We start from the raw sequence: 18,755 nt of genomic DNA, 5'->3' as shown, positions 1-18,755 counted from the left end.
GGCACCGCATCGGGTGGCTAAGGTTCGACGTGGGCACCGCCGCGCGGCGCGTGCCGGCGAGTTCGAGGAGGCGCGGGGTGTTGGCTGGAACCGTTCGAGGGCTGCACCGCTGGCCGGTCAAGTCGCTGCGCGGCGAGGACGTCTCGGCGGCGCGCCTCGACGACCGCGGGATGGCGGGTGACCGCGCGCACGCGCTGGTCGACGGGCGCCGCGGGCGCGACGGCAAGGTCCGCACCGTGCGGCAGGACTCCGGGATGCTGGGCTGGTCGGCGGCCTACGGGGACGTGCCGGACCCGGTGGGCCCGCCGGAGCTGCGCGGACCCGACGGCACCACGTGGACCTGGGGCGATCCGGAGCTGGCCGAGGCGCTGACCACTTCGCTGGGCGGACCGCTGGACCTGCGGGCCGCACCCGGGCAGCAGGACCGGGGCCCGACGGTGCTGGTGACCTTCCAGGCGTCCCTGGACGGGTTGGGCGAGGAGCTGGGCGCCGAGGTCGACCTGCGGCGGTTCCGGACGAACCTGCACCTGGAGGCGGACCTGCCCGCGTTCGCGGAGCAGCGCTGGGAGCCGGGCGTGCGGCTCGCCGTGGGCGAGGTGGAACTGGCGGTGACCGGCGAGCACAGCGGTCCGTGCGTGCGCTGCGCGGTGCCGAGCTGGGACGCGGCGGGCCGGGAGCGCTGGCGCGGGCTGCAACAGCACCTGATCGGCGCGCACGACAACCTGTTCGGCGTGATCATGCGGGTGACCAGGGCCGGGGACGTGCGGGTGGGCGACGAGGCCGGTGAGCCTTCCGCGCGGGTGTGATCCTCGCGGAAGCCCCCCGTCCTCACTTGAACAGCTTGCGCACCACCGCGACGGTGACCAGCGCGCCGACGCCGATCAGGACGTAGCGGACCCGAGGGTCGCTGAGCTTGTCCCGCGCGGTGGACTTGCCCGCCTCGACGAACCGCTTCGGGTCCGCCTTGACGCTGAGCTCGTCCAGCGTGGTGGCCAGCGCGTCGCGCGCCTGCTGGATCTCCCGCTCGATGGTGTCCGGATCACGTGCCACGTGTCCTCCTCACGTTCACCTGGCTGCTGACACGGTAGATCACCCCTCCGCCGGGGTGCAGCGGCGGTTCACCGTGTCGCGACCGAACACCCGTTCCGCCTCGGCCGCGGGCGGCGCTAGGCTGTCGCGGCGGGGGCCGTAGCCCAATTGGCAGAGGCACTAGGTTTAGGTCCTAGCCAGTGAGGGTTCGAGTCCCTCCGGCCCCACCAAATTAGTCATTGCGCGAACACCTTCCTTCGGAGCCCTGATCGACGAATTCTCGCTGGTCAGGGCTCCATTTGTATCTGTAGCCGCCTCGTCTGTGTGGGGCTGGGGGATGCGGAACACGAGCACAAGGGTGCTGGAGCTTGTGATCTTGATTTCGGCGATGAGGGCTTCGATGAGTGCCTTGCGGGTCTGATCGGTTCCGGAACTGATGATCTCGGCGATGTGGTCGGCGACCTCGGTGAGCGTGGCTGTGTCAGGCAGGGCGGGTTCGGCGTCGAGCGCGGTTGCCAGCTCGTCGCGGCGGGTGGCGAGTTGCTTGCTGGTGGCGCGGAGCTCGGCGAGTCGGGGGCCGACTAGTTCCTCGTCGATGGTGCCGTTCTCGAACGCGGTCAGGTAGCGGTCGATCTTGCCGTTGGTCTCGGCGATCTTGGCCTCGACGCTGGCGAGTTCGGCGTGCTGGTCGTCTTGTCCGGCGCGCGCTAATTCCGTTAAACGAAGTTGCGACGTTGGCGGCGTAATCACTACAACTCGTTTGCAAACCCGTCGGGTCGCTTTGGTTGATGGGATCACCGATTCCGTAGGTGTAGGGGTTAAGTTCTTGTCGGCTGGGGTCCAGGTTGGGCGAAGCGGGCGTGGTCTGGGCGGTAGTAGCGGTGGGCCTACCGTTGCGCCCGTGACTTACGCGGTCCACATACACGAGAATAGCAATATAGACGCCAAATGAGAGGATCAAAACCGGAACCCAAACGACATCCGGAGCATCGTAAAGACTGGTGATAAGCATGGCGGTCGGAGTCAGGACGACACCAAGGGTGATGATCGCCCAGAACTTCATTCCTCCTCCGGCCATACTTTCCTCCTCTCAGCAGGCCAAGTTCGATGCGGCTCCAAAGGCTACGCCTGCCCCGGCGATGGCAATTCCGGGAAGAGTTCCAGCTCCTGTGGCACCTGCAACGAGAGCAGCAAACGTGAAAATCTGACCGCCTCCCCACAAAGTCCAAGTGCAAGCATTGAGGCCCATGGAATAATCTTGTTGATGGGGCCTCCGAAGGTGTAGGTGTAGGTGTAGGTGTAGGTGTAGGGGTTGATTTCTTGTCCGCTGGGTCGGGTTGGGTGAAGCGAGCCTGGTGGGGGTGGTAGGAACTTGTGCCTCAGAGCAACCCTGTCGTGGGCGGTAGAAATCGAACGGAGAGCAATATTCCTGGAGTTGCGTATTATATCGACCGCTCGATGTACACTTGCTCACAACATGTCCAGACTAAGAAAAAGGAGGGTAAATTGCTCGCCCCCAGAGGAGGCATCTCGAACATCGCGTGGGTATCGTCGGCATGTTTGACGATATTTGCATTGCTTTATCTTATGCAACGCCTTGAATTTATCCGGTGGGGAAATCCCTTCTCATCGGCAGTGTTCGTTGGTGGATTCGGGGGCCTGCTGGCCGCATCTCTGATATACAAGACCAGCACGCAGAGATCCATTCTTACTAGTAATGGTGCGTTTTTTGCTTCTGCAGTGGTCTTGGTGTGCGCTTTTGTCGGAATCCCTCTCTTGCTAGACGCAATTTAGCCGAATGGACCCTTTCCGGAGTCCTGGGCCGGAAAGGTCCATTCGGCTAGTTCGATTGAAAATTCTATACTGTCAACACACTACGTTGCTGACGACATACCAAGCGGCGCCGGCTGCGACTCCAGGCCAGAAGCCGAATGCGGCACTGTATACCGCTCCCTGGGCCGACGCCGAGGACCCGCCCGCCGACGCGATCCTGGTGCGGCCGGACGGCTACGTGGCCTGGGCGGGGTCGGACCCCGGCGAGCTCACCCGGGCGCTGCGCACCTGGTTCGGCGAGCCCGCGGACGCCGGGTAATCCGCCGAGGTCACGGCCGAAGGGCCTGGTCGCCGGTGCGGTCCGGCTCCGAGCCGTCGGCCCGCTCGGGGGCCGGGGGTGGCGCGCTCCCGGGGTGGAGGCGGCCGGCGCGGACGCCGTTGGCGATGACGAAGACCTCGGCGAGCTCGTGGAGGAACACCACGGTGGCCAGGCCGAGCAGGCCGAAGGCCGCCAGCGGGACGAGCGCGAGCACGAGCACCGCGGACAGCGCGATGTTCTGCAGCATGATCCGGCGGGCGCGGCGGGCGTGGGCGAGGGCGCGCGGCAGGTGGCGCAGGTCGGTGCCCATCAGGGCGACGTCGGCGGTCTCCACCGCGACGTCGGTGCCCATGGCGCCCATCGCGATGCCCACGTCCGCGGTGGCCAGGGCCGGGGCGTCGTTGATGCCGTCGCCGACCATGGCGACCGCGCCGCGATTCCGCAGCCGCCGCACCAGGGCGGCCTTGTCCTCGGGGCGAAGTCCGGCGTGCACCTCGGTGATGCCGGCCGCACCGGCCAGCGCGGTGGCGGTGCGGGCGTTGTCCCCGGTGAGCATGGCGACCGCCACCCCGGCCGCGCGCAGCGCCCGCACGGCCTCGGCTGCTTCGGGGCGGAGCTCGTCGCGGATGCCGATGATGCCGAGCACCGCGTGGTCGTGTTCGACGACGGCGACCGTGGCCCCGGCGTCCTGCAGGCGGGTCACCTCCCGGTCGAGGGCGCCGGGGTCCAGCCATCCGGGCTTGCCCAGCCTGGCGTTCCGCCCGTCCACGGTGCCGTCGAGACCGGAGCCGGGCACTGCCGACACCTCCTCGGCGGGCACCGGGTCGGGTGCGGCGGCGAGGACCGCGGCGGCCAGCGGGTGCTCGCTGCGGGCCTCCAGCGCCGCGGCCACGGCGAGCACCCGGTCGCGGTCGACGCCGCCCGCGGGCACGATCTCCACGACGGCGGGGTCGTTGCGGGTCAGCGTGCCGGTCTTGTCCAGCGCGACCGCGCGCACCGCACCCAGGGCCTCCAGCGCGGCGCCGCCCTTGACCAGCACGCCCAGGCGGCTGGCGGTGCCGACCGCGGCGATCACGGTGACCGGGACGGAGATCGCCAGCGCGCACGGGGCCGCCGCGACCAGCACCACCAGTGCGCGCTCGATCCAGGTCCCCGGGTCGCCGAGCAGGGCGCCGATCCCGCCGATCAGCGCGGCGAGCACCATGACCGCGGGGACCAGCGGCCGGGAGATCCGGTCGGCGATGCGCTGGCGGACGCCCTTGCGCCGCTGGGCGTCCTCGACGATGCGCACCACCGTGGCCAGCGAGTTGTCCGCCACCGCGGCGGTGGCCTCGACGGTGAGCACGCCGGTGCCGTTGACCGATCCGGCGAAGATCTCGTCGCCGGTACCGACCTCGGCGGGCATCGATTCGCCGGTGATCGCGGCGGTGTCCACGCTGGATCGCCCGGCCACGACGGTGCCGTCGCTGGCGAGGCGTTCCCCGGCGCGCACCAGCATCCGGTCGCCGACCCGCACCTGCTCGGGCGGGATGGCGGTTTCGCGACCGCCGCGCAGCACGGTGACCTGGTCGGGCACCAGCGCGAGCAGGGCGCGCAGGCCCCGCCGGGCGCGCGACAGGGAGTGGTCCTCGAGGGCCTCGCTGATGGCGAACAGGAAGGCCAGCATCGCCGCCTCGGCCACCTGGCCCAGCAGCAGCGCGCCGACGAGCGCGATGGTCATCAACGTGCCGACCCCGACGCGGCGGTGCCGCAAGGCCCGCAGCGTGCCGGGGACGAAGGTCACGCCGCCGACGAGCGCGGCCACCCCGTGCAGCACCAGCCCGGTCCCCGGCGAACCGGCCCAGCCGGCGAGGAAGCCCGCCCCGACCAGCAGCCCGGCCACGGCGGCGAGCCGCAGCTCGCGCACCTGCCACAGCCGCTGCGGCTGCTCGTCGGGCTCGTGGGCGTCGTCGGTACCGCAGCACTCGGCGCTCATGCCCTATCCACCTCGGCCGCGGGCGCGCTGATCGTCGCGAGGAGCGCGCGGGCCGCGCGGGTGAGCCGGTACATCACCAGCTTGCCGTCCCGCCGCGAGTCGACCAGACCGGCCGAGCGCAGCGACCGCAGGTGGTGCGACACCAGGCCCTGCGAGGCGCCGACGATCCAGGCCAGGTCGCACACGCACAGTTCGTCCCCGGCGTGCAGGGCGTGCGCGATCCGCAGCCGGGTCGGATCGCCCAGCGCGCGCAGCCCCTCGGCGCGCGCCGCGAGCTCACCGGGTTCCGGGAGGGCCGCGCGCAGGCCCTCGGCGTGGTCGAAATCGATGCACAGCAGCTCGCAGCGGTCGTCGCTCATCCCGTCAATCTAACGTGCGTTGATATGTTCGGGCAACCATCGCGGGGTCGCGCCGGAAAAAGGAGTGGCACTACTACGCCAACGTAGTAGCATTGCGATCACCGGTGGGAAGGGGTGATCACGTGGCGTCGGATCCGGAGCGGCTGCGGCGGTACTGGGACAAGCACGCCGACCACTACGACGAGCAGATGGGGTTCTGGGACCGGCGGCTCTTCGGCGATACCCGGCAGTGGGTGTGCGGCCAGGCCACCGGCGAGGTGCTGGAGGTCGCCATCGGCACCGGGCTGAACCTGCGGTGGTACCCGGACGACGTCCGGTTGACCGGGATCGACTTCAGCCCGGCCATGCTGGCACGCGCACGGCACCGCGCCGAGCTGTCCGGACGCGAGCTGGACGCCCGCGTGGGCGACGCTCAGCGGCTGGAGTTCCCGGACGACTCGTTCGACGCGGTCGTGGCGACGTTCTCGCTGTGCGCGATCCCGGACGATGCGGCGGCCGTGGCAGAGATGCGGCGCGTGCTGCGGCCGGGCGGGATGCTGCTGCTGGCCGATCACGTGGTCAGCAGCTCGGCTCCGCTGCGCGGGGTGCAGCGCCTGCTGGAGCTGATCACCGTCCCGCTCGGCGAGGAGCACTTCCGGCGCCGACCCGTCAACCACGTGCGGGCGCAGGGGTTCACCGTGCGACGGCAGGAGCGGTTCAAGGCGGGCATCGTGGAGCGGCTCGCCGCGACCTGCCCGGCGGCCACCGGCGGCACGGGCTGATCAGCCGCCGTCGACCAGCCGCCGCAGCCGGGACCTCAGGTCTTCGTCGGCGTCCACCTGGTCGACGAAGGACACCAGCGCGGCGTCCCCGTAGTCGTCCAGCAACCGCCGCACCGCGATCTCGGCGGGACTGCTCGCCGCCGCCTCGTAGGCGTAGCCGCGCCCGGCCGGTCGCCGTCGCACCACGCCGCGCTCGGCCAGCCGGGACAGGACGGTCATCACCGTGGTGTAGGCCAGCGGCGACGTCCGGTCGCGGTTCAGCTCGGTCAGCACCCCGCGCACCGGGACGGCGTCGCTCCCGCGCCACAGCACGTCCATGACTTCGGACTCCAGCGGGCCGAGGGCGGCGCCGCGCTCGGTACGTCCCACGTGACCAGGCTACTACGGCAATGTCGTACCTACCGCGTCCTCGCCGGCCGACCCGACGAGGACGCCGGGCGCCGACGGCCGGTGCGCCCCCGATCCCGCCCACCGCCCGGGCCCGGGGAGAACACCTGCCGCAGGGGATGTCCGGACGGCGGCAGGCGCTGTTGACCTCCAGCGCGCTGGAGGTACGAGGATCGCGCCACCGACACCCGTGGAGGTCCCGTTGCGCGACGCCATGCCCGACTTCGCCCGCCCCGACGCCGGAACGGTCCTGATCAGCCCGTGGGAGGTGGGCGACCACGGGCGCCAGCGCCGCGCGGTGGACGCCACCATCGCCCAGTGGGAGCGAGCGCCGAAACCGGCGGCGTTCCTGAGCCTGACCTGCTTCACCAGCCTCGACGGGCGCCGGGTCCTGAACTACGCCCAGTGGACCGACGACGAGGCGCACCGCGAGTTCGTCCGGCGGCACCGCCCGGAGCTGGTGCGCGGCATCGACGACGCGGTGCCCGACATCGAACGGCCCGGCCTGGTGCGCTACCGCCTGCACCGCAGCACCGGCCCGGTGACGGCCGGGCGCGGCGACGTGGTCTCGGTCGAGGTCCACCCGGCGGACGGACCCGAGCAGGCCCGGCGGCTCGCGGACGACCTGGCCGACGCCTCGCGGGACGCCCCCGCGCACCTCCACGTGGACATCGACGGCACCCGCGTGCTGGTGCTCCGCGAGTGGCGCGACGCTCCCGCGCACGTGGAATCGCGGTCGTTCCGGCTGTACCGCAGCCTCGTGCACCGCCCCCGCTGGTGAACCGTCACGGGTGCGGCGCCGCCTGCTCGTAGACCTCGTTGCCCTCCCGTTCGATCCGCCGGTGGCCCCAGCGGCCGAGCGGTTCGAGCGCCGCGTTGAGGGAGCGGCCGTGCTCGGTGAGCGAGTACTCGACGCGGGGCGGTACCTCCGCGTACACCTCGCGGTGCACGAGGTCGTCCTCCGCCATCTCCTTGAGCTGCTGGGTCAGCATCTTCGCGCTCACCCCGGGCAGACCGCGTTCGAGTTCGGCGAAGCGGCGCACGCCGTGCTCGGCCAGCTCCCACAGGATGAGGCTCTTCCACTTGCCGGTCACCACGTCCATCGCGGCGTCGAGCCCGCACACGTACGGACCGCACCGCTGCACCTTCGCCACCGGAAACGCCTCCCACCTCGTCACTCACCTACAGGTGAGCAACGCAGGAAAAAGTGCGTTCTTCCCGAAAACCCGTCCGCGCCGAAAACTGGTGGCATGTCTGAACCGACGAACGCCACCGTGCTCGGGCTGGGCGCCATGGGCGGCGTGCTGGCCGCCGCCCTCCAGGACGCCGGGTACCGGACCACCACCTGGAACCGGACCCCGGGTCGCGACGCCGAGCTCATCGCCCGGGGCGCGGTCGCCGCTCCTTCGGTGCGCGAGGCGGTCGCCGCCTCCCCCGTCACCATCGCCTGCCTCTACGACCACGCCTCCGTGCACGAGACCCTGGACCCGGTGGCGCCGGAGCTCGGCACCTTGATCAACGTCACCACCACGACGCCCGGGGAGGCCCGGGAGCTCGCCGCGTGGGCCGCCGGGCACGGCATCGGCTACCTGGACGGTGCCATCCTGGCCACGCCGGTGCAGATCGGCAGCCGCGAGGCGGCGATCCTCACCAGCGGGTCGCGCGCGGTCTACGACGCCCACCGGACGCTGCTCGACGTGTGGGCGACGAGCAGCTTCGACGGCGACGACGCGGGCATGGCGTCGCTGCACGACCTGGCGATGCTGTCCGGGATGTACACCATGTTCGCGGGTTTCCTGCACGGCGCGGCCATGACCGGGTCCGCGGGCGTCCCGGCGCGGGAGTTCGCCGCGCGCGCGACGCCGTTCCTGGCCGCGATGACGGAGTTCTTCGCATGGCAGGCGGCCACCGTGGACGACCGCGCGTACCAGGGCGGGCAGAGCATGCGCTTCACCGAACCCGTGCTGGCGGCCATCGCCCGCGCGAGCGAGGAGCAGGGCGTCGACCCGGCGCCGATCGCGATGGTCCGGTCGCTGGTCCAGGAGCAGATCGCCCTCGGGCACGGCGCGGCGGACTTCGACCGGATCTACGAGGGCCTGCGCCGGGCGGAGGGAGCCGCGTGAACGCCCCGGTCACCGTCTTCGGCCTCGGCCCGATGGGGCAGGCCATGGTGCGCGCCCTGCTCGCCGCCGGTCACCCGGTGACGGTGTGGAACCGCACGACCTCCCGCGCGGACGGCGTGGTGGCCGACGGCGCCGTGCTCGCCGCGACGCCCGCCGACGCCCTCGCGGCGAGCGAGCTGGTGATCCTCAGCCTCACCGACTACCGGGCGATGCACGACGTGCTCGGCGCGGCGACCGGCGCGCTGGCCGGCCGGGTGCTGGTGAACCTCAGCTCCGACACCCCGGCCCGCACCCGGGAAGCGGCGGACTGGGCCGACGGGCACGGCGCGTCGTTGCTCGCCGGGGGCGTGATGGTGCCCGCGCCGATGGTCGGCACCGACGCGTCGTACCTCTACTGCAGCGGTCCGGCGGAGCTCGTCGAACGGCACCGACCGGTCCTGGAGGTGCTCGGGGCGCTGCGCCACCTCGGCGAGGACGTCACCCGCGCGCAGTTGATGTACCAGGCCCAGCTCGACGTCTTCCTCACCACGTTGTCGGCGCTGATGCACGCAACCGCCCTGCTGGGCAGCGCCGGGCTCACCGCGCGCGAGGTCTTCGCCGACCTGGTCGGCATGGTGGCGGCGACCCCGTCCATCATCGGCGCCGCCGGGGACCTCGCCGCGCAGCTCGACGCGGGCGAGCACCCGGGCCACCTCAGCACGGCCACCATGATGGGCGCGACGACCGACCACATCGTCGCCGCGAGCGAGTCCGCGGGCATCGACCTCGCCCTGCCCCGCGCGGTCCAGTCCCACTACCACCGCGTGATCGAGGACGGCCGGGGCGACGACAACTGGACCCGCATCCTCGACGCCATCCGCACACCGCACTGACCCTTTCTCGTCCGAACACTCAAGTCAGCCAAGGCTGTTCGTGCGTCGAGTCGACAAGCACGGCAATAGTTGATACCTATAGTCTGTAGACAGATGCATGATCTCGTGATTTCTAGTCGGAGTGACCGGCTACGTTGAACCGAAAGATCTCAAGCAACAGGCTCCGCTGGCCCCCACAGGCGACATCAGCCCACTCGTGGAACTTGGCAAGCTTCTCCAGAAGGAAGCCTCAGTACACAATATTCACAACGTTTTCGACGACGGTGGCTACAAAGAGCTACTACTAATGAGCCTATTCAACCTCAAGAAGCTAAACCGAACCGGCGACGACGCCGTCGACGAACAAAATCGTCAGTACGAGATCAAGACCGTCGCTAGAATCAGCTCAAGCGGCAAACGAAAGAAGAGCCTTTCCGTGACGACCGAACACACTTTGACCCGCAAGAACATCGAACGATACAGAGCTGTACACCTCTGGATCGTGGCCGTATTCGATCAGGCCGAACCGGAAGCTATCTACGAGATCACACCCCTTTCCCTGGAGCCAAAGTTCCAGGAATGGGAAGCGAAATTGGCCACCCAGGAACAACGACACACGGAAGGCGGCGCAACCGTCCATTTGAACAACCCAAAGATTTCCTTAAAATTTATCGCCGAGCATGGCACTAAGGTATGGCCCTCGGCGCCTTCATAGAGGAACAAAAGTGCCAATTTTCGACACCGCAGCAGGGCGCCTTCGGTTTTCCGCGAAGACCTTTTAATGCCATAAGTGCCAGCGAGCAATGTCACTCAGATTGACAAAAATCGAAAAGACGAGCAGGGGAGACACCGAGCGCTTGCGCTAATGCCATGATGTTATCCAAGCCCACGTTGCGCTGGCCACGCTCCAGACTAGATACATAGGTCCGGTGCATCCCCGCGGCATCGGCCAGCTGCTCCTGCGAGAGGTCGCACGCCTGACGAAGGCTTCGCACACAGTCGCCGAACGCGGCACGGTGTGCGATCGTTACCCTTGGAGCCCCATCTGTCATGATGAGCCATCATCGTGAACGGGCAGACTAAGAGGCTACAGACTATGAGTAACATTGGCCACGTACCCGAAGAGCTCTCCGTCGGACGTGGTGACCCTGCGTACATGGCACATGCTTATCTCACCAAGGTTCCGGTGCCTGCCATCACACCGTTTATCGAAGCGTATACACAACCTGGCGACGTAGTACTAGACCCCTTCGCAGGATCTGGCATGACCGGTGTGGCGGCTGCTATCTGCGGGCGCCGTGCTCGCCAGTCGGACGTCTCAGTGTTGGGGCAACACATCGGACGCAATTATGTGAACCTGGTCGACCCCTCGCTCCTCCACAAGCATGCGGAAGAGGTAATTACAGCAACCAGGGAATCACTACAAAATATTTACGCGATACCATGCGCGCATTGTGGTCAGTCCTCGCAACTCGCCAAGGCAGTTTGGAGCATTCTTGTTAGCTGCACAGGTTGCGGTCATTCTGTCAACTATTATCGATCCCTGGAGAGCGCCGACTGGAATAAACCGAGTATGCGCTGTCCTCGTTGCCAAACACCAGTGAGCAGTAAGAACCGGCGCGTCGGCGAAGAGCCGGTCGTTGACTACGTAATCTGCGAATGCTCCACAAAACAGCGAGAACAGGGCGCGACAACCAGCAAATCCCAGATAGACCTACTAGGCATCGAGTATCCTCGCGTGGAGATCACGCCGGACCGAGAAATGTACAAGTCATCCGCTCTAGGGAAAAACGGCCTGACCACAGTCGACTCCTTCTATTCTCCTCGGAACCTTGCCGTACTCGGAACCCTACGCCAGAAGATCGACACCGTACCTGATGAAAGAATTCGTTCCAAGCTGCTGTTTGCGTTCACGGGTTGCTTGACCCGGGCGTCCAAGCGCTACCAGTGGTCGAGGAAGCGCCCACTTAATGCAGCCAACGCCAACTATTACGTGGCGCCGGTATTCTATGAATGGAATGTGTTCGACCTTTTCGAGAGAAAGGTAACTTCCGCAGCACGCGCAGATGAATGGATCAACGAGAAACGGAATGGTGGCCTCTTCTCCGCGGAGGCGGATGCTATCGACGTCACCTATGAGATCGGCAGCGCAGAAGCGATCAATCTTCCGGACGACAGCATCGATTACGTCTTTATGGATCCGCCATTCGGGTCCAATCTGTTCTATGCGGACATGGCGCTATTCCAAGAGGGCTGGCTAGGCCACTTTACCGACGCAGCGCAAGAGGCCGTCGTTGATCGCAGCCGCGGAACTTCGCGCTCATCGACACGGTACGAAAGACTACTCACGAACGCTTTGCACGAATGTAAGCGCGTATTGCGGCCACATGGACGCATTAGCATGGTATTTGGCAATTCGTCGGGGAAAGTATGGGCGCTCGTCCAGCGAGCTGTCGCCGCCGCAGGGCTTCGGATCAACCCCGACGAGTTGGTTATTCTTAACAAGGGTCAGCGGTCAGTGAAGGGGCTAGCTTCAGGGTTCGAGCACGTCGCAACCCTGGACCTAATTTTGACCATGACTCCCTCGGCAGATGCCGAAGAACCTCGAAATTCGGTTAGCCAATCGACAGTTGCGGCAATTACTCAGGCATTGGCAAAGAGTAACTGGCCAACCCCGAGCCGTCTTTACCTTGAACTTCTTCGCCATGGCATACGGAATAATTGGGAGCTGGATGAGCTCGACTTGCGTACTGTCACAGACACGCTACTCCAGGACGGATGGAGCATCGAACCAAAAACTGGGCGCCTCACAAGGTGATGGACTGAATTCCATATTCTTTGAATTGACGAAAAAGAACCTAACCTGCACACTCACCATCGGAGATGGCTAGCCGCCTACTTCCCCATAGCCGCCGGAGCCTACACGGACGGCCCCACCCCCTACCAGGCCACAACCTTCATCTGCGGCGCCGGCTACTACGAGCCCACCGAGGAACGCGCGCTGCTCACCGCGATGCGCGAATACCGCGTCCGCTACGAGGACGAACCCGAGCACCGCTCCGCCCTGGACGGGAAGATCACCCGTCGACTCCGCGCCTGGTTGCGGGATTTCACCAGATGAACCAGATTACCGGCCTGACGCGCCGCCACCGATCCCGCTGGAGCCGTCGCCGACATCGAGCGGTCCGCGAGCACCGGCAGCAGCAGACCCCGCCGAGCGACGATCAGTACCAGCACCCGGGCTGCCACCCCACGCACGCCGGCCGCAGCCCGGTCCCGCAGTATTCCGCGACGGCCTGCCGGACCCGGTCCAGCGGCAACGACGCCGAGGCCGGGAACCACAGGTCACCTTCCTCGTCGAACAGCAGCGGCGGAGTGCGCTCGTCGGCATCGGGGTTGAACGAGTCGACCAGTTCCCCGCCCGCCGCACCTGGCCGGGCATCCGCCCAGTTCAGCGCTCCCCAGCCGGTCCCCGGGTACGACGACACCCGCAGTCGTACCGCTGGCGCCGCCGGTCCGCCCGGGTCGCGGTGCGACAGGCACGGCCGGTCCCACACCGTCACGTGCACCATCGGATCGAGCGGTGCCTCGACGATCTGGTCGATCAGCGCCGCGATCTCCCGGGGCGTGCGCGCGTAGCGGTAGATGTGGTGGAACACGACCGTGACCACGGTCGCGGTGCCGGTCGCCGTCATGGCCTGCCTTCTCCTGAAGATCTCGGTCGGCGCGGTAGCGCCCGGTTCCCACACCACGAGCACGGACCGCCGCTTTCACCGCCGAAGGGCAGTGGGCGACTCGGTGCGGTGGTGGCGTGGGGTGGTCCGGTTGGCGGCTTGCACGTAGGCCGTGATCAGGGGGAGCTGGTCGGTCCGCCACGTCGACGGGTCGGGGACGGGGCGCGGCACCGCCGGTCGGCGGCGGCCCGCCACGGTCACCGCCTGGTCGAACTGGCGATGGGTCGCGCGCAGCGCGACGCAGGAGTCGCACGGCAGGTGCGTGCCGGGGGTGATGGCGTCCAGTCCGGTCGTCCGGACCCAGGGGCCGCGCAGCGGATGGCCGCACACCGCCTGAGCCGCGTCCGCGCTCAGGTGGAACCGGCTCTGCTCCGGTGAGATCACCCAGGTCGTCACCGGCCTGGCAGGAGTCGGCTCCGCGGCCCCCGGCGGCGGCTCGTCGTCGGCTTCCTCGTGGCTCGACGTGGAGTGGGAGAGGACGATCCCGACCAGCGCCACGAGCACCACCGCCGCGAAGAGCAGCCATTCCCGTGCGCTCACCGGTCGGCCCGCACGGCGTCGATGACCAGCGGTGCGGGGGCGGCGGCCGCGCGGAGCTTCCCGGCCAGCACTTCGGCCGTCCGCGCCAGCTCGACCAGCTCAGCCGGTGCGGGGCGGTAGCCCTGCTCGACGTTCTCCGCCGTGCAGTCCAGCGCCAGCGCCCCGGCCCGCAGGTACGCCGCGAGCAGGGCGGGTTCGGCGCTCATCCCGCAGCTGCCGTCCGGCGCCGACGCGGCATCGGCACGCCCGCGATGCGGTGCGCCTCGACGTCGCACCGGACGCACGTCGGCCACAACCAGCTCTCCACCGTGTCGACCGGGCGGATCTCGGCCCCGCACAGCGCCGCGACCGAGGCGGCACCACGCCACTCCCCTTCCCGCGTCGCGTGCCGCTCCGCAGCGCCCGGCGCCCAACTGAACGGATGTGGTCTGAAGGTCATGTTCAGCATGGCGAGCAAGCTAGGGCCGCTGCTCGGCTCCGGGGTAGGACAGGGCGTCCGACTGCACGACCGGGTTAGCGGACGCCCAGCTGAGCCGCCAGCGTCCGGAGGCGCGAGGACCGCTTCGGGCTGGTGTGCAGCAGTTCGCGGACGACCGACTTCGGCAACGACTGGTGCTTCGCCCAGTTCGGCGCCATCGACGTCGCCGACGCCACCAGGTCCAGCGCCGGGCCGTGTTGACCGACCTTCACGTGCGCGAGCGCCTTGTCCGTCAGGTGGCGGCACCGCGCGATCTTCGGCAGCGCGGCCCCGGCGTTCGGCATCCCACCGGCGAGGCGCAGCGCCTCGCCGTGTTCGCCGAGGTTGATCAGGATGTCCGCCGATTGCATGGTGACCTGCGAGGGACCGAACGCGGTCGAGTAGTCGTTGCGACCGTCCGGGACCCGGGTCGACACCTCGGCCGCCTCGGCGAGGAGATCGCGCGCCCGCGACGCCTTCCCGGCACGGGCTGCGGCGTTGCCCGCTTGCAGCACCAATGAGCCGTACGCCGACAACGCGGGCAGCGTCGCCCCGCCGTCCGGTTCGATCGCCGACGCCGAGGACAGCGACAGCTCCGCGGACTCCTCGTAGCGACCGGCCACCATGAGCTGCCAGGCCAGCGAGCCGCGCACGGCCGCAGCCAGGTGCGGATCCTCTCCCCGTGCGACGAGGTCCACGGCGCGCCGGGTCGCGATGAAGGCCGCATCCAGGTGCTTGAGGTGCACGAGCGTGGACCCGGCCGCCCACAGCACGCGAGCGAGCGCGTGCCGCGCGACCTCCTCGTCGGCGCCGTGCGCCGCCGCCACCGTCGCGCGCAGGTCCGCGAGGACGCCGGGCAGCATCGCGACCGTCGCGTCGTGGTTCCCGGACCAGTACGCACCCCACACGTAGACGTCGGCGCGTTCCGCCTCGTGCGCGGTGAGCGGGGATCCGTCGGCCGGGCCGATGAGGTCGTCGACCCCGGCAACGGCGTGGCGGAGCGCGGTGACGCCTTCGGACTGCTCCTGCTCCGGCAGGTGCCCACGTCCGATCAGGTCGGCGAGGGAGACGTCCAAGGCGCGCGCCAGCCGGTGCAGGCTCGCGACGCTGGCCGTGTTCCGGCTCCCCTGTTCGAGCTTGCGCACCAGGTCGACCGACACCCCGGCCCGCTCCGCGAGTTCCCGCTGGGTGTAGAGCCTGCCCCTCAGTGCCTTGATGTGTTCGCCCAGTGACTGACTGCTCATGCCGTCAAGGTAGCGGCGCGACCTGGGCTTCTGCGAGGCCTGATCGAATGCACTCACCGGATCACCCGCGCCGGTGACGTTCGCGGGACATCGCCACCGGTTCGACTCAGTTGGCGTACCAGGATCGCCGGGAAGGCCGTTGCTCCGGCGGTGGGGTGCGGCTCATCGTGGAGCACGATCGCCACACGCTTCCGAGCATCGAGGAGACACCGCGATGACCCTCCGACCGATCGCGTGGCGCAAGTCCGGCCGGAGCACGAACACCGACAACTGCGTCGAGGTCGGCCGGGTCGGTGGTGGTGCCGCCGTGCGCGACACCAAGCACCGCGCCGCCGGGCACTTCACCACCACCCGACCCCAGTGGACCGCCTTCATCGGCGCCATCAAGACCGGGCGCTACGACTCCTGAGCCCACCACCGGGAACGCCTGTCCGGGCCTCCGGGCAGGCGTTCCCGCACGTCCGGCCGTTGTCGGAGGTCGGTGGGACGCTGGAACCCCGACCCGAGGAGGTAGCGATGGCCGCGCCGCAGATCACCACGTTCCTGATGTTCGAGGGCGACGCCGAGGAGGCCATGGAGTTCTACATCGGCCTGTTCGAGGATTCCGAGATCGTCTCGCTCAGCAAGTACGGCCCGGAGGGCCCCGGTCCCGAGGGCACCGTCGTGCACGCCACGTTCGTGCTGGCCGGGCAGCGGTTCATGTGCATCGACAGCTCCGTCTCGCACGACTTCACCTTCACCCCGGCGACCTCCCTGTACGTCGAGTGCCGGTCCGAGGCCGAGATCGACCGCCTGCACGCGGCCCTGAGCGACGGGGGCGCGGAGCTGATGCCACTGGACTCCTACGGCTTCAGCACCAAGTTCGCCTGGCTGAACGACCGGTTCGGCGTCTCCTGGCAGCTCACCCTGCCGTAGTGCGACCGCCGGGGCGGCGATGCCACCAGCAGGTCCGACGGGCAGAGGTGCCGCGCGTTCGGGTCGAACCAGGCCGACGGGTGTGGTACCTCCGCGCACGCTGTGCTTACGTCGAACGTGGAGTACGAGCAGTGGACTGAGGAGAACGCTATGCCGGCCAAACTCACAGTGGACCTTCACCCGATCTTCCGCAGTGACAGGGACATCGACACCGCCGTGCGCAACGTGATCTTCCGCGCGGCGGGCCAGAACGTCCCGCTCGTCGAGATCATCCCCGGCAAGGGTTCCGGCAAGCTCAAGAGCCGCGTTCTCGCGATGCTGAAGCAGCCCCACTTCAAGAAGCTGTACCGGCGCGTGGAATCGGCCCCGGGCAACGACGGGATGGTGCTGGTGCACCTGAAGTAGGCGCGCACCGCCACCTCGGGGTGGTCCGAATCCTGGCGCGTGGAGGCTGACGCACCGGGCAGCACCCCGGGCGTCGGCCACCCCGCGATCAGACCAGCGCCGCCGCGTCGGCTTCGGCCGCCGCCAGCACCTCGTCGATGCGGACCCGTTCGCCCCGCGACGCCGAGGCGATGGCGGCGTGCACCATCGCGAGGCTGCGCAGGTTGTCGTGGCACTCGCCCATCGGCGCCTCGCCGGTGCGCAGGGCGCGGGCGAACAGGGTGAGCGAGCCGAGCAGGTCGTCGCCGGGGTAGTCGTCGAGGGCGTCGACCGTGGCGGGAGCACCACCGGTGCGCTCGGCCACCGGCCTGCCGTCGCCGTCCCAGGTCGCGCTGCCCCGCTCGGCGCTGAGCCGCCACCGGCTGTTCCACGCGGTCTCCAGCCCGGGGCTGCACCAGCTCCCGGTGTAGACGAACCGCACCCCGCCGGTCATCTCGAAGATCGCGGTGGCCGCCGCGTCACCGCCGTACCAGCTCCACCCGGGGTTGTACTCCTCGCAGTACACCGCCACCGGCTCGGCGCCGAGCAGGAACCGGGCCGCGTCGAAGTTGTGGATGGCCATGTCCAGCACCAGCGGGTTCGCCATCACCTCGCGGAACCCGCCGAAGTGCGGTGCCTTGAAGAACTCGTGGGTGAGGATGCCGGCCCGGCCGAGCTGACCGGCCAGCCGCCGCAGCTCCCACAGTCCGCTGTGGAACCGCCGGTTCTGGCTGACCGCGAGCAGTTGCCCGGTCTCCTCGGCGATGCGGACCAGCGCCAGCGCCTCGGCGGGGGTCGCGGCCATCGGTTTCTCGCTCAGCACCGGCAATCCGCGCCGCAGCGCCTCCCCGGTCACCGGCAGGTGGGCCTCGGGGATCGTGACGTTGACGACCGCGTCGGGCCGGGACCGGTCGACCACCTCGGCCAGCGTCCGGCCGACGTCGGCACTCGGGGGCGCGGCGGACTCGGCGGCGGCCAGGTCGAGGTCCACCACGCCGACCGCCTCGACCAGCGCGCTGCTGCCGATCGCCCGCAGCCAGTTGCGGCCCATCTGACCGGCCCCGACGACGACCAGCCGCAGCGGACCGTCACCGGGGGCGGTCCGGAACGCCGTCACTCGAACCACCCCAGCGGCCGGTTGCGCAGCTCCGGCAGCACCCGCTCACCGCGCGGGGCGACCCAGGCCGCGCCGTTGGCGATCACCCGCCGGACGTCCGGGTGGTGGTAGACCGGGTACTCCTGGTCGCCGGGGCTGAAGTAGAAGATCGTGCCGTTGCCGCGCCGGAACGTGCAGCCGGAGCGGAACACCTCACCGCCGGAGAAGGAGCTGACGAAGACCAGCTCGTCGGGCGCGGGGATGTCGAAGTGCTCGCCGTACATCTCCTGCGCCGGGATGATGATCGGGTGCGGCACGCCCTCGGTGATCGGGTGCGTCGGGTCGACCGTCCACACCAGCTCGCGGTCGTCGGCGTTGCGCCAGGCCAGGGTGCAGGTGGTGCCCATCAGCCGCTGGAAGACCTTCGACAGGTGCCCGGAGTGCAGCACCACCAGGCCCATGCCGGACAGCACGTGCCGCTGCACCCGGTCGACCACCTCGTCGGCCACCTGCTCGTGCGCGGCGTGCCCCCACCAGGTCAGCACGTCGGTGCTCGCCAGCCGCTCCTCGGTGAGCCCGTGCTCCGGCTCGGCCAGGGTCGCGGTGGTCACCTCGACGCCGTCGCCGAGGTGCTCGACGAGGCCGTCCGCGATCGCCCCGTGCATCCCGTCCGGGTAGCGCTCGGCGACCTCGGGTTCGGTGGTCTCGTGCACGTTCTCGTTCCACACGGTGACCCGCAGCGGGTTCCCGGCCATCTGGCGATCCCCTC

At 68.9% G+C, this 18,755-nt stretch carries 25 protein-coding genes and 1 tRNA gene; 13 read left to right on the top strand and 13 right to left on the bottom strand.

Features of this window, described 5'->3' with window-relative positions:
* Window positions 1–77: 77 nt before the first annotated feature.
* Entirely contained in the window at window positions 78–806 is a 729-nt protein-coding gene (locus ACQP0T_RS06005; RefSeq protein WP_433871683.1) for an MOSC domain-containing protein, read from the top strand.
* 22 nt (window positions 807–828) lie between these two features.
* Here ACQP0T_RS06005 and ACQP0T_RS06000 read toward each other — a convergent pair whose 3' ends face one another.
* Window positions 829–1,050, bottom strand: coding sequence for a DUF3618 domain-containing protein (locus ACQP0T_RS06000; RefSeq protein ID WP_433871682.1), 222 nt, complete (start codon window positions 1,048–1,050; stop codon window positions 829–831).
* Between the two features lie 132 nt (window positions 1,051–1,182).
* Between ACQP0T_RS06000 and ACQP0T_RS05995 the strand changes: the two genes are divergently transcribed.
* From ACQP0T_RS05995 to ACQP0T_RS05985, 3 genes are all read left to right on the top strand, one after another.
* Window positions 1,183–1,259: transfer RNA gene (locus ACQP0T_RS05995), tRNA-Leu, on the top strand.
* A 94-nt stretch (window positions 1,260–1,353) separates the two neighbouring features.
* A complete protein-coding gene (locus ACQP0T_RS05990) occupies window positions 1,354–1,614 on the top strand; it encodes a hypothetical protein (protein ID WP_433871681.1) in 261 nt (86 codons plus the stop codon).
* A gap of 1,213 nt (window positions 1,615–2,827) precedes the next feature.
* Window positions 2,828–3,121, top strand: a complete 294-nt coding sequence (locus ACQP0T_RS05985; RefSeq protein ID WP_433871680.1) for a hypothetical protein — start codon at window positions 2,828–2,830, stop codon at window positions 3,119–3,121.
* A gap of 10 nt (window positions 3,122–3,131) precedes the next feature.
* Here the strand turns inward: ACQP0T_RS05985 and ACQP0T_RS05980 are convergent, their stop codons facing one another.
* A complete protein-coding gene (locus ACQP0T_RS05980) occupies window positions 3,132–5,096 on the bottom strand; it encodes a heavy metal translocating P-type ATPase (RefSeq protein ID WP_433871679.1) in 1,965 nt (654 codons plus the stop codon).
* On the bottom strand, window positions 5,093–5,455 hold the full coding sequence (locus ACQP0T_RS05975; protein WP_433871678.1) for an ArsR/SmtB family transcription factor: 363 nt from the start codon (window positions 5,453–5,455) through the stop codon (window positions 5,093–5,095). The genes ACQP0T_RS05980 and ACQP0T_RS05975 overlap by 4 nt, the downstream gene beginning before the upstream one ends.
* Window positions 5,456–5,577: 122 nt before the next feature.
* On the opposite strand from ACQP0T_RS05975, the gene ACQP0T_RS05970 reads away from it, so the two are divergent.
* A complete protein-coding gene (locus tag ACQP0T_RS05970) occupies window positions 5,578–6,216 on the top strand; it encodes a class I SAM-dependent methyltransferase (protein WP_433871677.1) in 639 nt (212 codons plus the stop codon).
* Here ACQP0T_RS05970 and ACQP0T_RS05965 read toward each other — a convergent pair whose 3' ends face one another.
* Window positions 6,217–6,585 (bottom strand): BlaI/MecI/CopY family transcriptional regulator, encoded by a 369-nt coding sequence (locus tag ACQP0T_RS05965; protein WP_433871676.1) that lies wholly within the window; start codon window positions 6,583–6,585, stop codon window positions 6,217–6,219.
* Window positions 6,586–6,805: 220 nt separating this feature from the next.
* Here ACQP0T_RS05965 and ACQP0T_RS05960 point away from each other — a divergent pair, with 220 nt between their 5' ends.
* Window positions 6,806–7,384, top strand: coding sequence for a hypothetical protein (locus ACQP0T_RS05960; RefSeq protein ID WP_433871675.1), 579 nt, complete (start codon window positions 6,806–6,808; stop codon window positions 7,382–7,384).
* Window positions 7,385–7,388: 4 nt separating this feature from the next.
* Here ACQP0T_RS05960 and ACQP0T_RS05955 read toward each other — a convergent pair whose 3' ends face one another.
* Window positions 7,389–7,706 (bottom strand): winged helix-turn-helix transcriptional regulator, encoded by a 318-nt coding sequence (locus ACQP0T_RS05955; RefSeq protein ID WP_433873605.1) that lies wholly within the window; start codon window positions 7,704–7,706, stop codon window positions 7,389–7,391.
* A 147-nt stretch (window positions 7,707–7,853) separates the two neighbouring features.
* Here ACQP0T_RS05955 and ACQP0T_RS05950 point away from each other — a divergent pair, with 147 nt between their 5' ends.
* The 3 genes from ACQP0T_RS05950 (at window position 7,854) to ACQP0T_RS05940 (ending at window position 10,292) form a co-directional block, all read left to right on the top strand.
* Window positions 7,854–8,726 (top strand): NAD(P)-dependent oxidoreductase, encoded by an 873-nt coding sequence (locus ACQP0T_RS05950; protein ID WP_433871674.1) that lies wholly within the window; start codon window positions 7,854–7,856, stop codon window positions 8,724–8,726.
* A complete protein-coding gene (locus tag ACQP0T_RS05945; RefSeq protein ID WP_433871673.1) occupies window positions 8,723–9,598 on the top strand; it encodes an NAD(P)-dependent oxidoreductase in 876 nt (291 codons plus the stop codon). Before ACQP0T_RS05950 ends, ACQP0T_RS05945 begins: the two co-directional genes overlap by 4 nt.
* Before the next feature lie 121 nt (window positions 9,599–9,719).
* Window positions 9,720–10,292 carry a hypothetical protein gene (locus ACQP0T_RS05940; protein WP_433871672.1) on the top strand — a complete coding sequence of 191 codons (573 nt, stop codon included), beginning with the start codon at window positions 9,720–9,722 and terminating at the stop codon, window positions 10,290–10,292.
* 91 nt (window positions 10,293–10,383) lie between these two features.
* On the opposite strand, the gene ACQP0T_RS05935 is transcribed toward ACQP0T_RS05940, so the two are convergent.
* On the bottom strand, window positions 10,384–10,629 hold the full coding sequence (locus tag ACQP0T_RS05935; RefSeq protein ID WP_433871671.1) for a helix-turn-helix domain-containing protein: 246 nt from the start codon (window positions 10,627–10,629) through the stop codon (window positions 10,384–10,386).
* 44 nt (window positions 10,630–10,673) lie between these two features.
* On the opposite strand from ACQP0T_RS05935, the gene ACQP0T_RS05930 reads away from it, so the two are divergent.
* A complete protein-coding gene (locus ACQP0T_RS05930; protein ID WP_433873604.1) occupies window positions 10,674–12,395 on the top strand; it encodes a DNA methyltransferase in 1,722 nt (573 codons plus the stop codon).
* Window positions 12,396–12,801: 406 nt separating this feature from the next.
* Here ACQP0T_RS05930 and ACQP0T_RS05925 read toward each other — a convergent pair whose 3' ends face one another.
* The 5 genes from ACQP0T_RS05925 to ACQP0T_RS05905 all read right to left on the bottom strand — a co-directional run bounded on the left by ACQP0T_RS05925 (window position 12,802) and on the right by ACQP0T_RS05905 (window position 15,552).
* Window positions 12,802–13,272: an Imm1 family immunity protein gene (locus ACQP0T_RS05925; protein WP_433871670.1), complete on the bottom strand. Its 471-nt coding sequence runs from the start codon at window positions 13,270–13,272 to the stop codon at window positions 12,802–12,804.
* Between the two features lie 75 nt (window positions 13,273–13,347).
* Entirely contained in the window at window positions 13,348–13,851 is a 504-nt protein-coding gene (locus ACQP0T_RS05920) for a hypothetical protein (protein ID WP_433871669.1), read from the bottom strand.
* A complete protein-coding gene (locus tag ACQP0T_RS05915; protein WP_433871668.1) occupies window positions 13,848–14,057 on the bottom strand; it encodes a hypothetical protein in 210 nt (69 codons plus the stop codon). The genes ACQP0T_RS05920 and ACQP0T_RS05915 overlap by 4 nt, the downstream gene beginning before the upstream one ends.
* Entirely contained in the window at window positions 14,054–14,290 is a 237-nt protein-coding gene (locus ACQP0T_RS05910) for a zinc finger protein (protein ID WP_433871667.1), read from the bottom strand. Before ACQP0T_RS05910 ends, ACQP0T_RS05915 begins: the two co-directional genes overlap by 4 nt.
* Before the next feature lie 74 nt (window positions 14,291–14,364).
* Window positions 14,365–15,552, bottom strand: a complete 1,188-nt coding sequence (locus tag ACQP0T_RS05905) for a helix-turn-helix domain-containing protein (protein ID WP_433871666.1) — start codon at window positions 15,550–15,552, stop codon at window positions 14,365–14,367.
* Window positions 15,553–15,766: 214 nt separating this feature from the next.
* On the opposite strand from ACQP0T_RS05905, the gene ACQP0T_RS05900 reads away from it, so the two are divergent.
* From ACQP0T_RS05900 to ACQP0T_RS05890, 3 genes are all read left to right on the top strand, one after another.
* Window positions 15,767–15,961 (top strand): DUF397 domain-containing protein, encoded by a 195-nt coding sequence (locus ACQP0T_RS05900; RefSeq protein WP_433871665.1) that lies wholly within the window; start codon window positions 15,767–15,769, stop codon window positions 15,959–15,961.
* A gap of 107 nt (window positions 15,962–16,068) precedes the next feature.
* Window positions 16,069–16,467 (top strand): VOC family protein, encoded by a 399-nt coding sequence (locus ACQP0T_RS05895; protein ID WP_433871664.1) that lies wholly within the window; start codon window positions 16,069–16,071, stop codon window positions 16,465–16,467.
* Between the two features lie 150 nt (window positions 16,468–16,617).
* Window positions 16,618–16,872: a Smr/MutS family protein gene (locus ACQP0T_RS05890; protein WP_433871663.1), complete on the top strand. Its 255-nt coding sequence runs from the start codon at window positions 16,618–16,620 to the stop codon at window positions 16,870–16,872.
* 88 nt (window positions 16,873–16,960) lie between these two features.
* Here ACQP0T_RS05890 and ACQP0T_RS05885 read toward each other — a convergent pair whose 3' ends face one another.
* Both ACQP0T_RS05885 and ACQP0T_RS05880 read right to left on the bottom strand, forming a co-directional pair.
* The gene (locus tag ACQP0T_RS05885) at window positions 16,961–18,007 is read right to left on the bottom strand and encodes a Gfo/Idh/MocA family protein (protein ID WP_433871662.1); all 1,047 of its coding nucleotides are present in this window, start codon (window positions 18,005–18,007) and stop codon (window positions 16,961–16,963) included.
* Window positions 18,004–18,741: a ThuA domain-containing protein gene (locus ACQP0T_RS05880; RefSeq protein ID WP_433871661.1), complete on the bottom strand. Its 738-nt coding sequence runs from the start codon at window positions 18,739–18,741 to the stop codon at window positions 18,004–18,006. The genes ACQP0T_RS05885 and ACQP0T_RS05880 overlap by 4 nt, the downstream gene beginning before the upstream one ends.
* Between the last annotated feature and the right edge of the window lie 14 nt (window positions 18,742–18,755).

Source organism: Saccharopolyspora sp. CA-218241 (assembly GCF_050954615.1).
Taxonomy (GTDB): domain Bacteria; phylum Actinomycetota; class Actinomycetes; order Mycobacteriales; family Pseudonocardiaceae; genus Saccharopolyspora; species Saccharopolyspora cebuensis.
The sequence above is the reverse complement of the archived record's forward strand: the minus strand, read 5'-3'. Positions and strand labels throughout refer to the sequence as shown.

Bases quoted from the DNA above. Each gene is read 5' to 3' on its own strand.
- ACQP0T_RS05925 (WP_433871670.1), bottom strand. From the start codon at position 13,272: ATGACGGCGACCGGCACCGCGACCGTGGTCACGGTCGTGTTCCACCAC.
- ACQP0T_RS05985 (WP_433871680.1), top strand. From the start codon at position 2,828: ATGGACCCTTTCCGGAGTCCTGGGCCGGAAAGGTCCATTCGGCTAGTT.
- ACQP0T_RS05890 (WP_433871663.1), top strand. From the start codon at position 16,618: ATGCCGGCCAAACTCACAGTGGACCTTCACCCGATCTTCCGCAGTGAC.
- ACQP0T_RS05935 (WP_433871671.1), bottom strand. From the start codon at position 10,629: ATGACAGATGGGGCTCCAAGGGTAACGATCGCACACCGTGCCGCGTTC.
- ACQP0T_RS05930 (WP_433873604.1), top strand. From the start codon at position 10,674: ATGAGTAACATTGGCCACGTACCCGAAGAGCTCTCCGTCGGACGTGGT.
- ACQP0T_RS05900 (WP_433871665.1), top strand. From the start codon at position 15,767: ATGACCCTCCGACCGATCGCGTGGCGCAAGTCCGGCCGGAGCACGAAC.
- ACQP0T_RS05910 (WP_433871667.1), bottom strand. From the start codon at position 14,290: ATGACCTTCAGACCACATCCGTTCAGTTGGGCGCCGGGCGCTGCGGAG.
- ACQP0T_RS05915 (WP_433871668.1), bottom strand. From the start codon at position 14,057: ATGAGCGCCGAACCCGCCCTGCTCGCGGCGTACCTGCGGGCCGGGGCG.
- ACQP0T_RS05980 (WP_433871679.1), bottom strand. From the start codon at position 5,096: ATGAGCGCCGAGTGCTGCGGTACCGACGACGCCCACGAGCCCGACGAG.
- ACQP0T_RS05950 (WP_433871674.1), top strand. From the start codon at position 7,854: ATGTCTGAACCGACGAACGCCACCGTGCTCGGGCTGGGCGCCATGGGC.
- ACQP0T_RS05880 (WP_433871661.1), bottom strand. From the start codon at position 18,741: ATGGCCGGGAACCCGCTGCGGGTCACCGTGTGGAACGAGAACGTGCAC.
- ACQP0T_RS05895 (WP_433871664.1), top strand. From the start codon at position 16,069: ATGGCCGCGCCGCAGATCACCACGTTCCTGATGTTCGAGGGCGACGCC.
- ACQP0T_RS05905 (WP_433871666.1), bottom strand. From the start codon at position 15,552: ATGAGCAGTCAGTCACTGGGCGAACACATCAAGGCACTGAGGGGCAGG.
- ACQP0T_RS05955 (WP_433873605.1), bottom strand. From the start codon at position 7,706: ATGGACGTGGTGACCGGCAAGTGGAAGAGCCTCATCCTGTGGGAGCTG.
- ACQP0T_RS05975 (WP_433871678.1), bottom strand. From the start codon at position 5,455: ATGAGCGACGACCGCTGCGAGCTGCTGTGCATCGATTTCGACCACGCC.